Origin of the sequence: Microseira wollei NIES-4236 (assembly GCF_020521235.1) — a bacterium.
In the GTDB taxonomy this organism is placed as follows: domain Bacteria; phylum Cyanobacteriota; class Cyanobacteriia; order Cyanobacteriales; family Aerosakkonemataceae; genus Microseira; species Microseira wollei.
The window spans coordinates 1-19,991 of sequence record NZ_BLAY01000059.1 but is presented as its reverse complement, the minus strand read 5'-3'; the positions used below and the strand labels follow the sequence as shown (position 1 = coordinate 19,991).

10 protein-coding genes are annotated in these 19,991 nt (G+C 43.6%); 3 read left to right on the top strand and 7 right to left on the bottom strand.

Going from position 1 to position 19,991, the window contains the following annotated elements; genetic code table 11:
• Positions 1 to 130: 130 nt before the first annotated feature.
• Both MiSe_RS19860 and MiSe_RS19855 read right to left on the bottom strand, forming a co-directional pair.
• Entirely contained in the window at positions 131 to 1,819 is a 1,689-nt protein-coding gene (locus MiSe_RS19860; RefSeq protein WP_226584096.1) for a hypothetical protein, read from the bottom strand.
• 200 nt (positions 1,820 to 2,019) lie between these two features.
• The gene (locus MiSe_RS19855) at positions 2,020 to 3,885 is read right to left on the bottom strand and encodes a GtrA family protein (protein ID WP_226584093.1); all 1,866 of its coding nucleotides are present in this window, start codon (positions 3,883 to 3,885) and stop codon (positions 2,020 to 2,022) included.
• A 21-nt stretch (positions 3,886 to 3,906) separates the two neighbouring features.
• Between MiSe_RS19855 and MiSe_RS19850 the strand changes: the two genes are divergently transcribed.
• On the top strand, positions 3,907 to 4,149 hold the full coding sequence (locus tag MiSe_RS19850) for a hypothetical protein (protein ID WP_226584089.1): 243 nt from the start codon (positions 3,907 to 3,909) through the stop codon (positions 4,147 to 4,149).
• 163 nt (positions 4,150 to 4,312) lie between these two features.
• On the opposite strand, the gene MiSe_RS19845 is transcribed toward MiSe_RS19850, so the two are convergent.
• The 5 genes from MiSe_RS19845 to MiSe_RS19825 form a co-directional block, all read right to left on the bottom strand.
• Positions 4,313 to 4,963, bottom strand: a complete 651-nt coding sequence (locus MiSe_RS19845; protein ID WP_226584086.1) for a class I SAM-dependent methyltransferase — start codon at positions 4,961 to 4,963, stop codon at positions 4,313 to 4,315.
• 10 nt (positions 4,964 to 4,973) lie between these two features.
• Positions 4,974 to 6,518 (bottom strand): DUF2142 domain-containing protein, encoded by a 1,545-nt coding sequence (locus MiSe_RS19840; RefSeq protein WP_226584083.1) that lies wholly within the window; start codon positions 6,516 to 6,518, stop codon positions 4,974 to 4,976.
• 67 nt (positions 6,519 to 6,585) lie between these two features.
• Positions 6,586 to 6,759 carry a hypothetical protein gene (locus MiSe_RS19835; protein ID WP_226584080.1) on the bottom strand — a complete coding sequence of 58 codons (174 nt, stop codon included), beginning with the start codon at positions 6,757 to 6,759 and terminating at the stop codon, positions 6,586 to 6,588.
• Between the two features lie 68 nt (positions 6,760 to 6,827).
• On the bottom strand, positions 6,828 to 7,124 hold the full coding sequence (locus MiSe_RS19830) for a hypothetical protein (protein WP_226584077.1): 297 nt from the start codon (positions 7,122 to 7,124) through the stop codon (positions 6,828 to 6,830).
• A 352-nt stretch (positions 7,125 to 7,476) separates the two neighbouring features.
• The gene (locus MiSe_RS19825; protein WP_226584074.1) at positions 7,477 to 7,719 is read right to left on the bottom strand and encodes a hypothetical protein; all 243 of its coding nucleotides are present in this window, start codon (positions 7,717 to 7,719) and stop codon (positions 7,477 to 7,479) included.
• 197 nt (positions 7,720 to 7,916) lie between these two features.
• Between MiSe_RS19825 and MiSe_RS19820 the strand changes: the two genes are divergently transcribed.
• On the top strand, positions 7,917 to 17,735 hold the full coding sequence (locus MiSe_RS19820) for a type I polyketide synthase (RefSeq protein WP_226584072.1): 9,819 nt from the start codon (positions 7,917 to 7,919) through the stop codon (positions 17,733 to 17,735).
• Positions 17,732 to 19,991: type I polyketide synthase (locus tag MiSe_RS19815; RefSeq protein ID WP_226584069.1), on the top strand; the 2,260-nt coding region annotated here is incomplete at its 3' end. The genes MiSe_RS19820 and MiSe_RS19815, both read left to right, overlap by 4 nt.

Genomic DNA, 19,991 nt, shown 5'->3' with positions numbered 1-19,991 from the left:
TTGCAAAAGAGCATAGGGAAAAAGCTAGTTCACCAACCAACCACGAATAGTGTTAATTTTTAGCCTTATTTTATTTTAATTTAATTTTTGTAATTGTATTAGTTTGAGAATTCGGTTCAAATCCAAGCGCTCACTGTTCCAGCAGGCGACTGAGTTTTGCCTCCCTGCAAGCAACCACTATACGACCGCCTACATTTTGTTGTAAATCAATCCACTGATTCTGACAAATTGAATTAACAATACTCTTTGATGATGTGTCTTTAAAAGTTAGAAAAATAGGCTTCATACTCTTAAGTTTTTCTAGGGTGACTCGACGCTGTAAATTTTTCACTTGCTCAGGAGCATATATAAACCTTTTAATATACCACAGCCTATCTGGGGGATAGGCTCCTACAATCAGCTCAGGTGAATCTGCTATGAGTAAATCATCGGCTGCAAAATTTTTAGATACCAGAAAGCCCACGTCTTGACCGTGTGCTTTGTGTCCACCTATAGATGCATAATCTATCGCTCCACTTCTACTGCTGATAATGATTGCTATACATAACGATCCAACAGCAAGTGGAATCAATGTATTTACAACACGGAGTTTCCAATTGAAATCGTTAATTTTTAACAGTTTGCTCAAAAGCAATACTGGCACTAACAGTAAGCTAAAAACAATAGGTAACCCCATTTTAAACGAAGAAAAATCATGCATATAGGAGTGCTGCTTTAAAATAAAAATTTGGAGCAATGGCACTCCAAGTACCAGGATGTAGGCATACAGTGCAATTCTTCTATTTTCGCTTAGTCTATAGAGCAGGTATAGAGATATTAACAACAAACTTATAAACGCAACTGTTACAAATTGCATAGATAAATTACTTTTTCCTAGTTCTTTAAAACTTAAAGTATACTCCCACAAAAATTTTTGAAATGCTTTAGGAAAATAAGGAATCCAGTGCTGAAATATTCTCACAGCAAAATCTTTTAGCGTCAGTTCGTTACCCGTATCGTCCCCACTTGACAATCTAAGATTATAGGTAGCTACAAGTTGAATTATGCCATTTTTGTAATAAATTAACTGCCCGATAAAAGTCAATGCAGCTATTAACGTCCCCCATATTATAAACTTAACTGAGTTTAAGTATTGCTTTAAAAAACTTATCGAAAACAACGACTTATTTCGTTTTTCTATTAATTTTTCTAACAGGGAAAGACTGATAATAACTGCAACGGCTACCCATCCATACCAGTCAAAACCGCAAGCCCCAAGAGATGCGACAAATAGTAAAAATTTCAACCCTCTAGATAAGGTTTCAAATTTAAATATGCATTTCAGAGAAATCCATAATGTAATGTATATTGGCAATAAAACTGCTTGGTCAGTGAAATAAACGTTTTGTGTCCAATAGAGCACAGGTGGAGTAAACATCCACCCTACCAAGCCTAAAAATGCAACGCTCCTCTTTTGGGTATCTGTTAAACTTTTTTCGGAGTATATTTTGGTGATTTCAATCAACAAATAGTAAACAACAATCCCACAAATTAGTCGATTAATTACCAAGCTGTAAAACTGCAAATATTGGGGAGACACGATGACATTTAAATCTAAAGCATTTAGCAACTTTAAAATAATATAGGGTGGATATAGCCATAAACTTGGATAACTGAGATAAACTTCTGGTTTAGTTAAAGAAGTTATGTCTATATCGCTAAATTCGTAGGTTTTTGGAAAAAGAAGAGAAGCCCCCAAAACTTTCCAAAAGCCCCACTCTTCAAAAGCTTGAAGACTTACAAGCGTGTGGGCAGCTATTCCTTCAAAGCGACCGCTCATGGGTCTGTCGCTGAAGATGAATAGAGGGGTTGTGACGATTAAACTGATAAACCATAACAAGCTTATCAATCCCATCTCGCAAACAATAAGTTTTTCGGGGGGCTGAATCTTGATTTTCATTGAGGCTCAACTGAAAATAGGGGCTAGGGGCGCTGGGATTAGGGAAAGAGGGATTTTCAACCTTTGTTATCAGCGAACGCTCATGGTTTCTGATGGGAAACTAGATTGTTAGATGCAAAAGAATACAACTTGTGTCCTGTGAAGCTGAGAAGCGCAACGCAGGCAGCACTGATGAGGCGGGAAGTCGTAGCATCCCAGGATAAATCGTTCATTAAAAGTTGTAGCAGCCCTAAATTTGCCAGTAAGCTATTGAGGGCAACCGTAGCAAAGACGGCGTATTGAGTTAACCAGTTTTTCCAATAAACGCCAAAGACAAAGCGACGACTCAGCCAGAAATTGGTAGTTAAACCCAGAAAATAGCTGATGCAGAGTGCCGAAACGTACCACCAACCTAACTTAGTTAGGATGGAAAAAACCAGCACGTCGATTATAGTCGCAGTGCCACCTGTAAACAGATATCCTCCAAATTGTTGTAAAACTTGGGCAACTTTCTGCCGTCGTGAGGTGCGAGTGTTTTTAGCAGCAGTCGTCGCTACATCTGCTTTGGCTTCTTCCACATATTCGCTATCGGAATTAACCGACCAAAGGTCATGCTTACCTGGCGTTATGACATTTTCAGCCGCTAAAATTCCCATCAACAAACTGTGGTCTTGGTTGTTGTATTTAAAAGCACCGTAGCGACCCACCAGTTGCAGGTTTTGAAACTGCTGGAGATATGATTGAATTTCCGCTAAAGCGGTTTTGTAGTTGCCTGCATAAATCGGGTAGGTACGCGGTAAGCGCACGACAAATCCCCCAGACACTTTTTCATCGTGCAGCAACTTAATTTTTCTCAAGTCTTTTTCTGCCTGCATCAACATTTCGTCGTCAGGCGCTTGCCACAGAGATTCGTCAAAATTAGCCCAGTACTCGCAACAAAGCGGCGTTTGGTGACGGTTTGGCAGCATATCCGGCGACCAATTGGCAAAATTTGTCACCCTTCCCAGCTGGACGTTAGGTTCGTTAATATAAAGCCAGTTATCGGGGAACAGGCGATCGCTTTCTACAATCAAGTAAGTTAAAATCGTGTTTCTAAATTTCAGGGATTTGGCAAAATCTAGAATTCGCTGCGGGGGTGGGTCAGCAATTTGCTCGAGTAATAGGGTAATGGGAATAGAAGAAATCACCCCGCTACAACTAACGGTTTCTTCAATGCCAGTTTGACGGTTTTTTAAAGTGACTTGGGTGACTTTGAAATTCTCGTGATGCAGCTTTACAACTTCTGTATTTAAAAGAATTGGTTGATTGTTGCTGCGTAAGTAATCACCGATCTTTTCGTATAGTTGCCCCGATCCTAAGCGGGGAAACTGAAACTGGTCGATCAGAGTTTTGGTTTTGCCATCGTTGCCTAAAAGTGCGTTGCGGATGGCTTTTGAGAGAGACAAACCTTTAATGCGCTGGGATGCCCAATCTGCACTGATTTCGGTACAGGGAATTCCCCACAGCTTTTCTGTATATCCCTCAAAGAAAATCTCGTATAGTCGCTGACCAAATTTCGTTGTCACCCATTCGGCAAAGTTTTTGGGGTCGCGTTTGGGGAATAAACGAGATTGCAAGTAAGAAAAAACTATGCGAGTGCTTTCAAACAGTCCCAGCGCCACTAAAGTTTCAACAGCTTTGATGGGATAGCTAAAGTATTTCCTACCGTAATAAATTCGCGTCAGGCGGTTAACTGTGACTTGTTCGTTACCCAAAACTTCGTCCCAAAGTTTGAGGACGGGTGCCAATTTCGTGTAGAAACGGTGGGGACCAAAGTCGAGAATAAAGCCTTTATACTCGATACTTTTAGCTAATCCACCAACTTTAGCATCTCTTTCGACGACTACGACGGGTACGCCTTGCTTGGTCAAGGCATAAGCAGCAGCAAGACCAGCTGGGCCTGCACCTAAAATATATATCGGTTCCATCACACCACATAACATTTGGAAATGTTGGGGGTATTATACCCCATCCTGTGGTTTTGTGGCGTGGGTGATGCGATCGCAAAAAACCAAAAAACCGGGTTTCTACCAAAAACCCGGTTTTTGGAGCAATATCTTTTTATCAAACAGGACGAGACGCACAAAACCCCCGTCATTTATGCGGGGGATTTAGTGCAAACGGGACTTTTAAGTCCCGTCTTGAAACGCAATGTTTGTGCTAAAATTACTCTTGTCAGTACAAGAAGTTAAAACCTACCGACCGACTGGGGGAAAGTTGACGACCGAGGAGCTAGCTTCAAGGCTAGGATAGCAGACAGCCATTAGGCAAAAGGATTGCGCCCGGTAACCTGATTTCTCAGGATATTAAGACCGCAATGTCTTAAGAATCTCCGCGCCTTTAGGACGGAGAGTGTCAAACTTGAGCGCGATACGCTATGACTGCGTAGAAAGGATCGCCACCACCAGCGCCTAACCATTGCATAATACTGGGGGCGCTGGAACGTTTGGCAACTACTTCTGGTATCGTAAATCCAGGCACAGATTGAAAGTAGCTTTTAACCAATTCAACTCGACTGAGTTCGGTTCCCTCCCGCCACGCTTGAATTGCTTTTTGGTAAAACATGCGGTTAGAAAAGCTAATAATAGCGACACCACCCGGTTTGAGGATGCGGTGAATTTCGCTAAAAATTGCTTCTGGATATTGCAAGTATTGCACAGAAACGCAGTTGAGAACAGCGTCAAAATCTTGGTCTGGAAGCGGTAATTTAGGATCTTTATTCAAATCCTGGACAAAATAATCGTTCAAACGCGGATTTTTCGCCAATTCTTCCGCGTTCATTCCGTGACCTTCCACATGGTCAAATTCCATCTCTTCTGGGAGATGAGACACCCAACTGCTCATCATATCGAAGATCCGGGTTTTGGGTTTGAGGCGATCCCGGTATAAATTAGTTAGCTGATCGATGAACCCTTCATCCACGTGGGTAACGAAGCGGGGAAAAGAGTAAAATTCCGCATCATTCGTGGGGTCTAACTTGCTACGTTCAATCGGTTCGAGACGCATATGTAAAGATTTATGACAACCAATACCTATTTAATAGTACCGCAAGTGTCAGAGTTTGGCAGAACAGGAGATAGCAAGCGAGCGCATACTCAAATTTTTTGAAATTCAGCTTAATCTTTTGATTATATAACAATAAAAACAGCAGCGGTGAGATGGGAATAAGATATCGTCCTTGAAATCCCTGGATTACATCAGAATCCAAGTCAGTCCAGGTAATATAAAGCAAGGTAAAAATTAAAGCAATATTGGTGAATGCAATGCTCAAGATAATCGCTTTTTGTCTGACAGAGATCGCGATATCTTTTTCGTGACTGCACGCGGCGACACCCAGTAAAACTAAGCCGTAAGATACCATATGCCAGATGGGCATTTTTGTTTCTACCCATCCCATTCCACCAAGGTATTGCTCCAGATAAGTCAACCCATGAACGCGAAGCGTATTCCCAAGCAAAACTAACAATTTCCCCGGTTGAATAGCTAGATAATTCAACCGTTGTTCTGTAGTAAGGTTCGGTGTATCTAACCGGAGGGGAACGTTTAAATGTCGAGTGAGAACCAACCAAGATAAAACTGCCGCTAAACTGAATAAAATGATTACCGACAGCGTTAAAAAATACTGTTTTTTGCTGCGGAATCTTTCCACGGGTATGACCCAAACTAGAAACAAGATTGGACTATAGGCTAATTTGCAAAGCGACAGGAACAGGGAGAGTAAAGCGAGGATAAAAATTTCCGATTTTGTTACTTGCTTTCCCCCTTCATAGCGGATTGCAGCCGTATGAGGTACACGCTCTTGGTGTGCAGGCAGCATTAATGCTGCCGCTACACAAACGAAGCGAAAAGGCTTTCCCTCACTCGATTGTAATCCTCTGTCAAAAGCAGTTTTCAGAATAACGGCTATTAACAAAAAAGATAACCCATTGGTTAGCGTATCTCCAGAAAGCGAAGATGCTTGAAAAATAGACATGGGAGTTAAAGCCAGTAAAATTAACAACCATTTGTAAAATGGTATAATTTTAATACCCAGATAAACAACCAGCACCCAAACTAATAAATTGCAAATCCTACCCACGTAGAGAAGGACAAGGGGAGAAACGTTAAATAACCTGCCAATTGCCATGCCAAAAGCTTGTGGCAAATGGGTGATTGGAAAAAATAGCGAGATATTGGGAAAGCGGAGAAAAACTCGATTGTTGCTATCAAGGGGTAAATTGAGTAAAGCAATAATAGTTTGGAGATTTTGCTTTCTTTTGGGATTTTTGCGAGATGCAATACCCTCGGTTATTTTAGCAGTCGTTAGAAGACTTTTTGGCAACATTCCCCCCACGCAGGTTGTTGACGGGAGATAGGTTTCAAATTGTTGTCCGTAGCAGTCTACTATTTTTTTATCTGCTCTGAGTTTGAATTCGGATATTTGGTAAGAACGATAGTAATGTTGCGGTTCTGATTCGGCATGAAAGGGAGCAATTATTAGGGTGAATAGAAGGCCGAATGTGAGAGCGATCGCTAAAAATAAATTTTCCGGTTTTTTCAGTATAAAACCAGTTTTTTCCACAGCCTAAAATGCTTAAAAAAATTATTATACATCCTGGTTGAACTGAGAAACCCGGTTTTTGGCATTTTCAAGTCGCGATCGCCTTTATTTTTCGCAGACCACAGCAAGAAATCTTATTTTCTAGGAACAAACCCAGGCGGTGTTTGAGGGGTTTACTGGTAATTGACCCAACGGCGGCGATAAATTCTGGCGTATCCATGCGGATCGATGTACCCTTACCACCCAGCTTGACGCTCCCCACCCTACGAAGTTGAGGGTGGGGATTCTTGTTTCACAGAGTGGTGCAAGCTTCAAGCATTGTTTCCAAGTTTAAGTAGAGCGCCATCTCTCCACAAGCTTCAATTTCGCTGCTTCCTGTGCGTATTTGTGATATAGCCGGTTATCGACAATCCTTTGTGCAGGATAATTAAAGTCAGTGAAGGAGTCACCTCCTCCACTGCTCTCCAAAACGGAACGTGATAGTTTCCCATCATTCCGCTCCTCAGTAAAACGGCTGTTGTCATCAGTACGTCGATTTTTGATAAAAGTACCCGACTGTGGTATAGCCCACTCCTTTTTTCCCAACTTGGGTGCGGGTATCGAGGCAGCGACGAGTGGGTGTACCATGGGTCGGAGGACGGCTTGAGCGCTGAGGACCCATCAATAATGGTAACGAGCGCTACAGAACACAATACCCGCAACACGACTATTTCCATCTGCTCGCGAAACTTGGAGATGAAAATGACTTGCCAGAACCAGAAAATTCTGATATACAAGTTAGAGCGTGGTAAATAACAATAGTTAACTCAAGTTGCTAGTTATCTCATGCATAGCAGCTAATGGCTAATGGCTAATGGCTAATCTGGGTAAAAATCATATATTAGCAATTAGCAATTAGCCAGCTGGCAACGCCCTTGTTTATAACTAGCAACTTGCGTTAGTTATGTAAGTGTGTTGAGCGTCGAGCGTCGATCTGCTATTATTTACCTGCACCGGCTGAATTGGGAATAAAACTGTCACTATTGATGAGGATAGGAGTTTTAATTTGGCTGCCAATCAAAATCATCTTCGCCATTGTCGATTCCGAATCATTAACCCAGTGTCCAGGCGGAAATACCAGGAGAAAATAATTATGCCCAGGATATTGAGTTAACTGTTCAAAAGAGTCTTCACCACAGGGATTTGATTGTGGGGCAGCCTTCACTGTAGAGCATGAGGGCATACCGAGAAAACAATTTTTGTGATTTGGCTACCCTTAATTCCACGATAGGGGACTGATTGGGAATGTGTTGCAGCCTCTGTATTTGGGTATACCGTCCATTCTGATGTGACCAGTAGCTTTTCTCCAGAAGCCTTGGCGTTGGGTGCAAGCTATTTCTCAATATAAAGCAAAGAGAATTTTAAGGGGGATGTAAGCTAATGCAGTTAGATAATAAAAGTCACTCTTTAGCAAATTCAAGTCGGAAAAATTTTCCAACTAGAGAAGTAGAAGCTGCCATCCGGTCGAGTTTGACTGTAAGCGATTGTGTAGTAATAGAGAGACAGACAGAAAAGTTCAAACAGGAGTTAGTTGCTTATGTAGTTCCATCAGGTTTATTTGCACAAGAACAATTATTATGTCAACTGCAAAAAATACTGCCTAGTGAATGGATGCCCACGGCAATTGTGCCAGTATCGACTCTGCCGTTGACGCCATGGGGAGAGATAGATGAGACTGCTTTGAGTCATCTGGAAATCAGAGACACTGATTTAGTGCAGCGATGGGAAGAGCAAATCCAGTCATTGCTTGAAATTAAGCAAGTAGCAGTAGTAGTTCAAGAACAAGTTAAGCACCAGCAGTCACTGCGTCTATCAGAATTGCTTCCTGAGTGGAAAACTTTCACGAGGGAAGAAATCAATCCGCCAGTTAGAACCGAATTTTCCCACTCAACCAACAACCAGATTTCCAGTTCCAGCAAACTAGCTATCAGTCATGGTGGAGAGTTGAAGCGAGAAAAAAATGCTCCAACGCTCCTTTCACAAGTTTTGCAAAAAACGGCTATTCAATCCTCCGAGAAAGAACTAGGTTTAGTTTATATTCAGTCTGATGGTTCCGAAATCATTCAATCTTATCAAGATTTACTATTAGATGCTCAAAAGATATTGGCTGGGTTAAGAAAACTCGGTTTAAAGCCACTAGATAAAATAATATTTCAGATAGACCAGAGCCAGGATTTCATTCCCGCTTTTTGGGGCTGTGTACTAGGCGGTTTTATTCCCGTACCAATTTCCCTCGCTCCTACCTACGAACAGGTTAATAGCTCTGTGAGTAAATTGCACAATGCGTGGCAGATGTTAAAGCAACCGCTGATTCTGACAAGTGCAAGATTAGCTCCAAGCATTCGGGAATTGCCAGCAATTTTAAATATAGAAAACTTTCAAGTTGAGACAGTAGATAACTTACGCCAAAATCAACCAGATAGCAACATTCACCAAAGCCAGTCAGATGATTTAGCGCTGCTATTACTCACCTCAGGTAGTACTGGTTTTCCCAAAGCGGTGATGTTGACTCATCGCAATCTGTTAAGTATGACCGCAGCTACCGCCCAAATGAACAATTTTTCCAGTCAGGATATCACCTTGAACTGGATGCCACTAGAACATGTGGGTGCAATTGTATTTCTGGGACTGATGGCAGTTGATTTAGGTTGTCAACAAATCCACGTGTCTACAGAATATATTCTGCAAAATCCCATCCGCTGGTTGGAATTGATTCACCGCCATAAAGCCTCGATTTCCTGGGCACCAAATTTCGCTTTTTCACTCCTCAACGAACGATATAGTGAGATTAATCAGCGCTCATGGGATTTATCTTCCATGCGCTTTCTAGTTAACGCCGGGGAGCAAATAGTGCCGAAAACGGCAAGGAGTTTTCTCAAGCTACTCCAGCAGCATGGTTTGCCATCTAATACCATTCATCCAGCCTTTGGGATGTCTGAAACCTGCTCAGGTATAACTTGGTCTGATGGGTTTTCTTTAGAGAATTCATCAGATGAGATGTCATTTGTAGAACTCGGCCCCCCAATTCCCGGAGCATCAATCCGCATTACTGATGACAATAATCAAATTGTTGCCGAAGGGGTGATTGGTAGATTTCAAGTCAAAGGGCTTTCAGTGACCTCTGGTTACTACGAAAATCCAGAGCGTAATCGTGAGGCTTTCACTGAAGATGGATGGTTTAATACTGGAGATATCGGCTATTTACAGTCAGGAAGAATTGTACTGACTGGCAGAGATAAAGATGATATTATTATTAATGGTGTCAACTATTACAGCCATGAAATTGAATCAGTGGTGGAAGAAGTTGAGGGTGTAGAGGTTTCTTATACAGCTGCTTGTGCGGTGAGAGCTGGGGATAACGCCGATCAACTGGCAATCTTTTTTAGTCCTCCTGTCTATCACCAGACGTTGGTGAAAGAAATAATCAAAAAAATTCGTGGGTCAGTTGTCAAAAATATTGGGGTAAATCCGAATTACATCATTCCTGTGAAAAAGGAGGTAATTCCCAAGACGGCGATTGGGAAAATTCAGCGAGCGCAATTGAGCCGGATGTTTGCAGATGGTGAATTCGACAGTATAATTCAAGAACTGGGGATCAATTTAGACAATCCCAACTTGCTACCAGACTGGTTTTATCGCCAGACTTGGCGCAGGAAACTACCTGTAACCCAAATGTCTGCCATCAATGGTCACTTCCTGGTATTCCTCGACCAGCTGGGATTAGGGGAGTGTTTGGGTGCAGAACTCCAAAAGCAGGGTCAGGCGTGGGTTGGTATTGAAGCAGGGGTAGACTTTAAGCAACTGAGCAATAACCGCTATCAAATTGCGCCAAATAATCCCGAACATTATCAGCGGTTGCTGTCTGTTCTCACAGCTAACAATTTTCCAATCGATAAAATTGTACACCTATGGACTTATGACAGTTGCATTAGTGAGATTTCCAGTCTAGAGTCCTTGTCACAGGCTCAAACCCGTGTCTACAGTCTACTGTCTTTAATTAAAGCGTTAGCTAATATCCCGAAATCTCATCATCCTTTGGAGTTATTAGTAGTTTCCAATTATACGCAGTTCACATCGCCTGCTGATGAGATTGCTTATGAAAAATCACCTCTGCTTGGGTTACTGAAAGTAATATCCCAAGAAATAGCAGGGTTGACTTGTCGTCATGTAGATCTGACTTTAGATGAACCTGGGGTGAATGCAGAGCGCATTCTGCAAGAGATCCATGTGTTGTCAGGGGAGTCTGAAGTAGCTTATCGCGACGGACAGCGTTGGATTCCTCGATTAGAGAAAGTGGATTTTCGCTCCTCACAAAAGCAAGAGTTGCCCTTTAAATCAGGTGGAATGTACTTGATTAGCGGCGGTTTAGGAGGTGTTGGTGTTGAAATTGCTAAGTATTTGCTGAAGCATTACAAAGCACGGCTGTTGTTGGTTGGTAGAACTTCTTTACCCGAAAAAAGTACATGGCAGACTTACATAGGTCAGTCCAATGTCATATCTCAAAAAATCGCGGCTTATCAAGAACTAGAGCAGTTGGGAGGAGAAATCACCTATGAAGCAGTCGATGTCTGCGACTTGCAGCGTTTGCAACAGGTGGTTGCACAGACGAAATCTCGCTGGGGATGCCAATTAGATGGGGTGCTGCATCTAGCGGGAACTTATCAACAGCGATCGCTGATCGAAGAAAGTCACGAAAGTTGGTCAGCAGCTTTACGCTCAAAAGTTGGGGGAGCTTGGGTGCTAAATCAACTACTCAAAGATGATCCGCAAGCAGTTTTCATCAGCTTTTCTTCGGTAAGTAGTTTCTTAGGAGGCGCTACTGTTGGCGCATTTGTAGCAGCCAATCAGTTTTTGCAGAGTTTTGCTCACTACCAGCGCTCAAAGTGTGGGCTAAATAGCTACTGCTTTAGTTGGAGTCTCTGGGATGGTATCGGCATTAGCCAAGACTATCAAAGGAGCAAGTTAGCGATTACTAAGGGCTACTGTGCTATAAATGCACGACAAGGATTGTATTCTTTGCTGATCGGTTTAAACTATCAGCAGGAGCAGTTGTTAGTGGGATTGGATGGTAGCAACCGACATATCCGTGGTCATGTAGAAGATACTTACTCTCTGGAAAAACTCACTGCTTATTTTACTGCTAGTGGCGATTCCTCGGTTGCAGAGGGATTGTCCAAATTGGTAGTACGCGATCGCTTTGGCATACTCAGTACTTGCAATTTTGTCCAGCTACAACAGATGCCGTTAACCCAGAGAGGGATAATTGACCGAGAAAAGCTCACTAGAGGCGATCTGCGCGAACCAGCCAACGACCAAGCACAACCAGTGACAGACATTGAACGTCAAGTGGGGCGGATTTGGCAAGAAGTTTTGGGTCTGGAAGAAGTAGGCATTCATGATAACTTTTTTGAGCTAGGAGGACATTCACTGCTATTAGCACAGGCTCAGAGTAAATTACAGGATTTCTTCCGTATCCCATTGTCGATTGTGGATATGTTTAAATATCCCACCATCAGCACCTTAGCCAAGTACTTAAGTCAGGGACAAACAGAATCGCCTGCAGTAGTGCAAGGTCAAAAACGCGCTCAAGTTCGCAGTTCTCGCCAAGCTGCTAATAAATCGGATATTGCCGTTATCGGGATGTCGTGTCGTTTTCCCGGTGCTAACAACATCGATGAATTTTGGCAAAATTTATGCAACGGCGTAGAATCGATTTCGTTTTTCAGCGATGAAGAAATTATCGCCACAGGTGTAGATCCGGCAGTGGTGAAAAACCCTAACTACGTCAAAGCCAAGCCAATATTATCAGATGTGGAATCCTTTGATGCTGATTTCTTTGGCTATAGCAGCAAAGAAGCAGAATTAATCGACCCTCAGCAGCGTCTTTTACTGGAATGTGCTTGGGAAAGCCTGGAAGATGCTGGTTACAATCCTTTCACCTATGATGGTGCGATTGGAATTTATGCCGGTGCGGTGATGAACACTTACTTACTGAATAATATTTATCCCAACCGCCATCAGCTTGATGTCAACGATAATTTGCAAGTCGCAACTGTGGATTCAATGGGCGGTTTGCAAATGATGGTTGCCAATGATAAAGATTATTTAACCACAAGGATTTCTTACAAACTCAACCTAACTGGTCCGAGTGTGAATGTGCAAACCGCTTGCTCTACATCCTTGGTGACAATTCACATGGCTGGCGCCAGCTTATTGAGTGGCGAAAGTGACATGGTGTTAGCTGGTGGGGTGTCTGTACATGTACCGCAAAAAGCTGGTCATTTGTATCAAGAGGGAATGATTGTCACTCCAGACGGACATTGTCGGGCTTTTGATGCTCGCGCTCAAGGGACTATTTTTGGTAGTGGTGTGGGAATGGTGGTTTTGAAGCGATTGGAAGATGCGATCGCAGATGGAGACCACATCTATGCTGTGATTAAAGGCTCCGCCGTCAATAACGATGGTGGCACAAAAGTCGGCTACATGGCTCCCAATGGAGATGGTCAAGCAGCCGTGGTAACAGAAGCGATCGCGATGGCTGGAGTCGATGCAGAAACTATTACCTATGTGGAAGCTCATGGAACTGGAACACCCCTCGGAGATCCAATTGAAATTGGCGGATTAACCCAAGCATTTCGTGCTAGTACTCAACAAAAGAATTTTTGTGGTATTGGTTCAGTAAAAACCAATGTCGGTCATCTCCAAATTGCCTCCGGGGTGGCGGGTTTTATCAAAACAGTCCTGTCACTTTATCATAAAAAAATTCCCCCCAGTCTGCACTTTGAACAACCCAATCCCCAACTGGATTTACCCAATACTCCCTTCTACGTTAATACTACTTTGCAGGATTGGCAGACTTCAGCTTATCCCCGTCGTGCTGGGGTCAATTCTTTGGGAATCGGTGGTACTAATGCCCATGTCATTCTGGAGGAAGCGCCAGAAATAGCACAGGTAAAAAATGAATTTAATCGCCCATACCACCTACTCACTCTCTCGGTCAAAAATGACCAGGCTTTGGCAGAATTGCGACAGCGTTATTGGGAATTGTTGACAACAAATGCTGAGGTATCCATCGCAGATATTTGCTATACGGCGAATACAGGTCGGGAGCATTTTAAGCACCGTCTAGCTATTGTGGCTGACTCTAGGGAGCAATTAATAGAGCAACTCGCTGATTTGACATCTCCAAACAGCGCCCAGTCCAATAACAAGTCACCAAAAATAGCCTTCTTGTTCACTGGACAAGGCTCTCAATATATCAACATGGGTCGCCAACTCTACGACACCCAGCCCATTTTCCGCCAAACTCTAGAGCAGTGCGATGAAATTCTCCGCCCCTATCTGGACCATTCTTTGTTAGAGGTACTCTATCCTAGCCAAGCTCTTGAGCAAGCTTCATCTCTACTGGATCAAACTGCATATACTCAACCTGCATTATTTGCTATTGAATACGCCCTGTATCAACTGTGGAAATCCTGGGGTATTGAACCAGATGTAGTAATGGGGCATAGCGTTGGCGAGTATGTGGCTGCAACTGTAGCTGGTGTTTTTAGTTTGTCAGATGGACTTAAACTCATCGCCAATCGGGGACAGTTAATGCAGCAATTGCCATCTGGGGGTGAAATGGTTTCACTGATGGCTTCAGAGGAGAGGGTGAGGCAAGTAATTGCACCCTATAATGGACGGGTGGCATTAGCAGCTATCAATGGCTCTGAAAGTGTGGTAATTTCTGGAGCTAGGGAAGATATCGCAGCTGTTTGTCAGCAACTAGAAGCACTCTTAATCAAGACAAAGCGTTTACAAGTATCCCATGCCTTCCATTCCCCGTTGATGACACCGATGTTGGCTGACTTTGAAGCAATAGCCAATCAAGTCACATACAATCAGCCTCAAATTCCCTTAGTATCCAATGTCACCGGAAAAATTGCTGATGAGTCGATTACAACAGCGCAATACTGGGTGCATCATGTGTGCCAAACAGTGCGGTTTACTGATAGTATGGAGACATTGCATCAGCTGGGATATGAAGTATTCTTAGAAATCGGACCGAAGCCGATTTTGTTGGGCATGGGACATCAATGCTTGCCAGATAGTGAGGGTTTGTGGCTACCTTCTTTACGTGAGGGAATACCAGAATGGCAACAACTGCTGGAGAGTTTAGCTAAATTATACGTCCAGGGAGTCAATGTTAATTGGTCAGGATTTGAGCAAGATTATCCCCACCGCAAAGTTGCACTACCGACCTATCCGTTTCAACGACAGCGCTATTGGATTGAAAATACATCACCTCGCCATCAACAGCAACAATACTCAACAAAACTGCACCCTTTAATAGACAAAAAGCTCCAGTTGCCCTTAAGCAAGGAAATCTTGTTTGAATCTGAATTCAGTACCCAAAACCTACCGTTTTTAGCAGATTATCAAGTTTATAACAAAGTTGTCGTGGCCGCAGCCTGTCATCTCTCCATGATATTGGGTGCAGCAAAGCTGACTTTCGCTAATGAGGCATGTCTGTTAGAAAATATAGTTTTCCCGCAGGCATTGGCTATCCCCGAAGATCGGGCACGCACGGTGCAGCTGGTGCTGTCTCTGGAGGAGAGTGGCGCATCTTTCAAACTCATCAGCTTTGATACAGTTCCCAATAATAGTACTCAGGTAAATCAGTGGCTAGTTCATGCCACAGGCAAAATCTCTCAAGGCGTTAACACTACACCAGAAACTGTCTTTCTCCCACAGATACAGACACGCTGTACTCAACAAATACCTGCAATCGAAATTTACCAAAGTTGGCAAAAGCGACAGATTCAATTGGGTGCAAGCTTCCAGTGGCTTGATTCGGTCTGGTGTGGAGAAGGAGAAGCTCTAGCCAAGCTCAAATGGCTTTCAGTATTAGATGGTTTAGAGGAATATCAATTATATCCAGGTCTGATGGACTCCTGCGGGCAACTGAGCAGCATTTTCTTCTCTGACGATGAGACTTTTGTACCCTTCGCAATTGAGAGTTTCAAGTTTTACCAACGTCCTCAAAGTCAGCAGTTATGGTGTCATCTGGTGCGATCGCAGTCGGAGAAATCAGATATCAGGCTGTTTGATGCTAACGGACAGTTGATTGCAGAAATTAAAGGCTTTGAGGCTAGCAAAGCGACTCCTAACACATTGTTACCAAGTCTCCAGCAAGAGTTAAAAGAAAATTATTTAGAGAATTGGCTGTATGAAGTAGAGTGGCATCCTCAAGTGCGCTTTAGCAGTGAGCAACTGTCTCCAGATTATCTGCCAGCACTTGCAGAAATTAGCCCTAATCTTCAGGCACAATATGAGTTGGTACAAGTTGAGCCAAGACATTGGCTGTTATTGGCAGATCAGCAAGGCATCTCGCAACAGTTAGCTGACAAGCTAGCTACTCACTCACAACTTTGTACTTTGGTATTTGTTGGTGAGGAATATGAACAATTAGACCAGCAACAGTTCAAAATTAACCCAAGCAATCCACAACATTATCAAAAGCTATTGCAGGCAATCAATAGCAAACCATTGCCTTTGTATGGTGTCGTTCATTGCTGGAGTTTAGATACAGTTAAAGCAGCAGAACTCACCGCAGCCGATTTAGCACAGGCATCTTTGCTAGGATGTGGTAGCACCTTGCATTTAGTCCAGGCATTGACAGGAGCTAATTTATCTGCTCATCCTCGCCTCTGGTTAGTAACTCAAGGAGCAGTGGCAATCACCAACCTGGAGGGAGTAGCGCAATCAAGCTTGTGGGGAATGGCAAGGGCGATTGCTAACGAACATCCAGAACTCAACTGTGTGCGGGTAGATTTGACTCCAAAGGCAGATGCTGAAGTAGTGCAAGCCCTATTTGAAGAAATTTGGTTCCCGACTACAGAAGACCAGATTGCCTTGACAGACCAGTTGCGTTATGTCGCCAGGTTAGCTCGCTACCGAAAGCCTGAAGATGTAGAAACAGCAGCGCACAAACCTCTAAGTTTCCGTGAGGATAGCACCTACCTGATAACTGGCGGTATGGGTGGTTTGGGTTTACTGATAGCTCGTTGGATGGTACAGCAGGGAGCAAGAAATTTGGTGCTAGTTGGGCGCAGTGGTTTAAGTGTTGCTGTTAATGAGCAACTTCAAGAATTAGAACAAGCTGGCGCTCAGGTAAAGGTTGCTCAGGCGGATGTGTCTGATGTCGAACAAATCACAAAAGTACTTTCAGAAATTGAGCAAACTTTACCACCACTGCGCGGAATTATTCACTCGGCCGGTGTTTGGGATGATGGCGTTATACAACAACAGAACTGGCAACGCTTTACAAAAGTTCTGGCTCCAAAAGTACAAGGAGCTTGGCATCTCCATACTTTAACTCAGAACCAGCCCTTAGACTTCTTTGTCATGTTTTCTTCTATAGCTTCTTTAATTGGTAATCCAGGTCAATCTAACTATGCAGCAGCCAATGCTTTTCTTGATGCCTTAGCGCATCATCGTCAGGCTCAGGGAATACCAGGTTTGAGCATCAACTGGGGAGCTTGGTCGCAAATCGGAGCCTTCGCACAGCGTCAACTTGATCAACAAACAAAAATGCAGGGTATTGGAACATTTACCCCAGAACAGGGATTAGTTGCTCTGGAGCAATTGTTAAGCCAATCTTCTGCCCAAGTAGCGGTAGTACCCCTCAAATGGTCGGAATTTCTCATGAAATTAAGTTTCCGATCGCCGTTCTTCGCTAACTTCACCCATACCTTAGCTAAGAAACTTGAACAATCTGATTTTCGGACTCGATTAGCAGCGGCTAAAGCCGACGAGCGTTATCAGCTTTTAATTGACCACATTTGCTCACAGGTAGCTCAAGTAATAGGGCACAACCTTTCGCAAACGCTAGACCTCCAGCAAGGGTTTTTAGAGCTAGGAATCGATTCACTAACAGCTTTGGAGTTACGAAACCGTCTGCAAAACTCTTTGGGTTGCTCTTTGCCTTCTACCTTAGTCTTTGATTATCCCACAATTACAAAGCTCACTGATTATCTAGCCAAAGAAGTGCTTTCAATAGAACCATCTGCTAGCGAACAACAAGCAAGCGATGCCGAAGGCAATCTGCGCCTAAGCTCTGATTTATCAACCGCCCTCGACGAACTATCGGAAAGCGAAATTGAAAAGCTGCTGGCACAAGAATTAACAATTATTCAGGAAAGTAAGGGCAAATGAGCGAAAATTCAGCGAACACAGACCGCCAATCTTTGATGAAGAAGGCACTCCTGGAACTAAAGGAGATGAAATCTCAGCTTGATGCTTTGCAAAGGGCTAAAAAAGAGCCGATCGCGATCGTTGGCATGGGTTGCCGATTTCCTGGAGGTGCTAACAACCCAGAAACATTCTGGCAACTGTTGCGCGATGGGGTAGATGCCATCAGCGAAGTTCCACCGAATCGCTGGGATATTGATGCTTTCTACGACCCAGATCCAGATGCTCCGGGAAAAATGTCCACTCGCTATGGTGGGTTTGTCAGTCAGTTAGAGGAATTCGACGCCCAGTTTTTCGGCATTTCTCCCAAGGAAGCTGTTAGCCTTGACCCCCAGCAACGTCTGCTATTAGAGGTAAGTTGGGAAGCGTTGGAAAATGCTGCGATCAAATCTGAGGGACTGGCTGAGAGTAAAACGGGAGTGTTCATTGGCATCTCTAGCAATGATTATTTACTACGTTTGTTTACCAGAGAAATTACACAGATAGATGCTTACCAAGCTACAGGCAATGGTCATAGTGTGGCAGCAGGTCGTTTATCTTATATTCTGGGTCTAACTGGGCCTAGCTTGGCAGTGGATACGGCTTGCTCCTCCTCTTTAGTGGCGGTTCATTTGGCTTGTCAAAGTCTCCGTAATCAAGAGTGTGATTTAGCAATCGCTGGCGGTGTGAACATCATGGTTTCGCCAGAATTAAGTATTAATTTCTCCAAAGCCAGGATGCTGTCACCTGATGGGCGTTGCAAAACCTTCGATGAGTCAGCCGACGGCTATGTGCGTGGCGAGGGATGTGGGGTGATTGTCCTGAAGCGTCTATCTGATGCCATCAAAGACAAAGATCGTATCCTGGCATTGATTCGCGGCTCGGCAATCAACCAAGATGGTCGCAGTAGCGGTCTAACAGTACCTAACGGGTCATCCCAGCAAACGTTAATTCGTCAGGCTTTAGAAAATGGAGGGGTAGAAGCATCACTTGTCAGCTATATCGAAGCTCATGGTACAGGTACTTCTTTGGGAGACCCGATTGAAATGGGAGCTTTGGGTGCGGTATTTGGCAATCACCGCCCACTAGACCAACCCCTAACTATTGCTTCGGTCAAAACGAACATTGGACACTTAGAAGCTGCTGCTGGAATCGCAGGTTTGATCAAGGTAGTGTTGCAATTGCAGCACCTTGAAATTGCACCACATTTGCACTTTCAACAGCCCAGTCCTCATATTGACTGGGAGAATTTGCCCCTGATAGTGCCCAAAAATAAAACTTCCTGGCAAACAACAGACAAACCACGCTTAGCGGGAGTCAGTTCTTTCGGCATTAGCGGTACTAACGCCCATGTGGTGTTGGAACAAGCCCCAACATCTGATCCCGTCACCCCATCAATAGAACGTCCTTTACATCTACTCACCCTATCGGCAAAGATACCATCAGCTTTAGAACAGTTAGCTTCTCGCTATCAAAACTATATTCAGACTAATTTAGATTTGCCACTAGCAGATATTTGCTATACGGCGAATACAGGACGGGAACATTTTAATTATCGTCTAGGGTTTGTTGCTGATTCTAAAGAACAGTTAGTCGCTCAAATCGCTGATTTGAAAAGTGGAAAGAAAGCCGAAACCAACAAAAAATCACCAAAGATAGCCTTCTTATTCACTGGACAAGGCTCTCAATATATCAACATGGGTCGCCAACTATACGACACCCAACCCCTGTTTCGTCAAATATTAGAACAATGCAATGAAATTCTCCGTCCTGAGTTGGAGCATTCATTATTAGACATACTCTATCCTGCCCAAACCGGAGAAGATGTCGCATCTAGATTAAATCAAACCGCATATACTCAACCAGCACTATTTGCCATTGAATACGCCCTCTATCAACTGTGGAAATCCTGGGGGATAGAGCCAAATGTAGTAATGGGACATAGCGTTGGCGAGTATGTTGCTGCAACTGTCGCCGGAGTTTTTAGCCTAGAAGATGGACTGAAACTGATTGCTCAACGGGGACGCTTGATGCAGCAGTTACCCAATGGCGGTGAGATGATTTCACTGATGGCTTCCGAGAAACTGGTCAGGGAAGCGATCGCACCATACGATCAGACAGTGGCTCTAGCAGCGATTAATGGTCCGGAAAGTGTGGTAATATCTGGAGCCAGTGCCGCTCTGGCTACTATTTGTCAAAAGTTAGAAGCACAGGGAGTCAAGACAAAACGATTACAAGTAT